Below are 1,850 nucleotides of genomic sequence, written 5' to 3' on the forward strand. Positions count from 1 at the left end.
AAGCTGGCCGACGACGACGTGACCGACCTGGGCGAGCAGCTCGCCGAGCTCCACGTCGACACGCTGGCCAGCGACCTGGGCGACGAGTCCGCGCACCACTACCGGCGAGCTCTCGAGCACTACGAGCAGGTCAAGGACAAGGTTCGCGGCTCCACCAGCGTGGAGGACATCCTCGGCGCCGAACAGCTGCTGGCCGACGCGCGCTACCACCGGGCAGCGGTGCTCGCCCTGGCGGCCGGCGAGCCTGTGCCCGAGCGCCGCGAGCCGTGCTTCTTCGACCCGCGCCACGGCCCGAGCATGCGCGACGTCCAGTGGACGCCGCCGTCCGGCGTGGCCCGCGCCGTGTCCGTCTGCGCTGCCGATGCCCGCCGCCTTGCCGGTGGCAAGGAGCCGAAGGTCCGGATGGTCCGCCTGGGCGATCGCTACGTGCCCGTGCACGAGGCCGGCGGGTTCGAGGCGATCGTGGATCGACACCGCAGCATGACCCACGAGCGGTCGACCTCGCACAACAAGAAGAGCCTCGCCGAGGCCTACGTCAACCAGACCACGAATGGAGCCAACGCTCCAGGCGGCGGAAAGCTCTGACCATGCTCCGCATCGCCCGACGAGCGACATCGACACGCTGAGGAACACCTCCCGGCCATCAGCCCTCCGCTCCCGATCGAGCGATCTCGGAGACGTACGCGGCCAGGTTGCGCAGCGTCTGCTGACCGCCCTCGATCGCGTGGTACTTCTCGACCGCCTCGTCGCGCAGCTTCTTGGTGGGGAACACCGTGCGCATCTCGATCCGGGTCGTCGCGCCGTCGGGCTCGAACGTCAGGACGGACTCGAAGGTGTTCGGATCACCGCGGGACTCACCGTGGAGGAGCGCGATCCGCGCCGGCGGGGCGATCTCGGCCCAGGTGATCCACTCGGCGTAGTCCGTCCCGTCCGGTCCGTGCATCACGAAGTCCCACTCCCCGCCGACGCGGAACTCGAATGCTCGGGTCGTGGTGGTGAAGCCCTCCGGCCCCCACCACCGCGACAGGTGCCGGACCTCGGTGAAAGCCTCGAACACCAGCTCCCGGGGGGCGTCGATGACCCGGGAGATCACGATCTCGCGGCCGGCCGTCGCGGACTGCGCCGGGGCGCCTGGTCCTGTCGTGCTCATCAGCTACTCCTCCTGCCTTGTCTGCTTCATGTCCTGCACGTAGGCGTCCAGACGGTCGAAGCTCTCGTCCCAGAACTGCTCGAACGTGCCGGCCCACTCGTGGACGGGTCGCAGCCCGTGCGCGTCCAGGCCGTACACGCGCTGCTTGCCTGCCTTGCGGTCCCGCACCAGCCCGACCTCCCGGAGCACTCGCAGGTGTTTGGACGCCCCCGGCTGGGTCATCCCGAGCTCCCGGGCCAGCTCGGTCACGGGCCGCTCACCCGCCCGCAGCAGCACCAGGATCTCCCGGCGCTGTGGCTCGGCGATCGCGTTGAACACGTCCGACGTCGTCGCTGCTCGTGCCATAGGGCAATCATATGCCTATATAGGTATGCGTCAAGGATGGCAGGATCTCCCGATGATCCTCGAACAGGCCGTCCTGTCCGTCACCCCCGGCCGCGAGGCCGAATTCGAGCTGGCCTTCGACCGGGCGAAGCGAATCATCGCGGCGATGCCCGGCTTCGCCGACCTGACGTTGTCCCGCCGCCTGGAGCGGCCGTCGGCCTACCTGCTCCTCGTGCACGGGGAGCGACTCGAGGACCACACCGAGGGGTTCCGCGGATCCGCCGAGTACCAGGAGTGGCGCGCGCTGCTGCACCACTTCTACGAGCCGTTCCCGGTCGTGGAGCATCTCGAGACGGTGTCGACCGCCTGACGCGGG

At 69.4% G+C, this 1,850-nt stretch carries 3 protein-coding genes and 1 pseudogene; 2 read left to right on the top strand and 2 right to left on the bottom strand.

The genetic code is table 11. The features are described 5' to 3' along the window. A pseudogene (locus tag RMO85_RS18070) lies at positions 1-585 on the top strand (hypothetical protein); the annotation flags it as partial. A gap of 58 nt (positions 586-643) precedes the next feature. Here RMO85_RS18070 and RMO85_RS18075 read toward each other — a convergent pair. Together RMO85_RS18075 and RMO85_RS18080 are read right to left on the bottom strand one after the other, a co-directional pair. Next, on the bottom strand, positions 644-1,150 hold the full coding sequence (locus RMO85_RS18075; RefSeq protein ID WP_310530109.1) for an SRPBCC family protein: 507 nt from the start codon (positions 1,148-1,150) through the stop codon (positions 644-646). A gap of 3 nt (positions 1,151-1,153) precedes the next feature. Further along, complete coding sequence (locus tag RMO85_RS18080) at positions 1,154-1,495, bottom strand: metalloregulator ArsR/SmtB family transcription factor (protein ID WP_310530111.1); 342 nt, start codon at positions 1,493-1,495, stop codon at positions 1,154-1,156. 52 nt (positions 1,496-1,547) lie between these two features. Between RMO85_RS18080 and RMO85_RS18085 the strand changes: the two genes are divergently transcribed. Beyond that, positions 1,548-1,844 (top strand): antibiotic biosynthesis monooxygenase, encoded by a 297-nt coding sequence (locus RMO85_RS18085; RefSeq protein WP_310530112.1) that lies wholly within the window; start codon positions 1,548-1,550, stop codon positions 1,842-1,844. Positions 1,845-1,850 lie beyond the last annotated feature (6 nt).

Origin of the sequence: Nocardioides sp., assembly GCF_031422975.1 — a bacterium.
Classification (GTDB): Bacteria; Actinomycetota; Actinomycetes; order Propionibacteriales; family Nocardioidaceae; genus Nocardioides.

Excerpts from the sequence above, each read along its gene's own strand:
- RMO85_RS18075 (WP_310530109.1), bottom strand. The coding sequence starts at position 1,150 with ATGAGCACGACAGGACCAGGCGCCCCGGCGCAGTCCGCGACGGCCGGC.
- RMO85_RS18080 (WP_310530111.1), bottom strand. The coding sequence starts at position 1,495 with ATGGCACGAGCAGCGACGACGTCGGACGTGTTCAACGCGATCGCCGAG.
- RMO85_RS18085 (WP_310530112.1), top strand. The coding sequence starts at position 1,548 with ATGATCCTCGAACAGGCCGTCCTGTCCGTCACCCCCGGCCGCGAGGCC.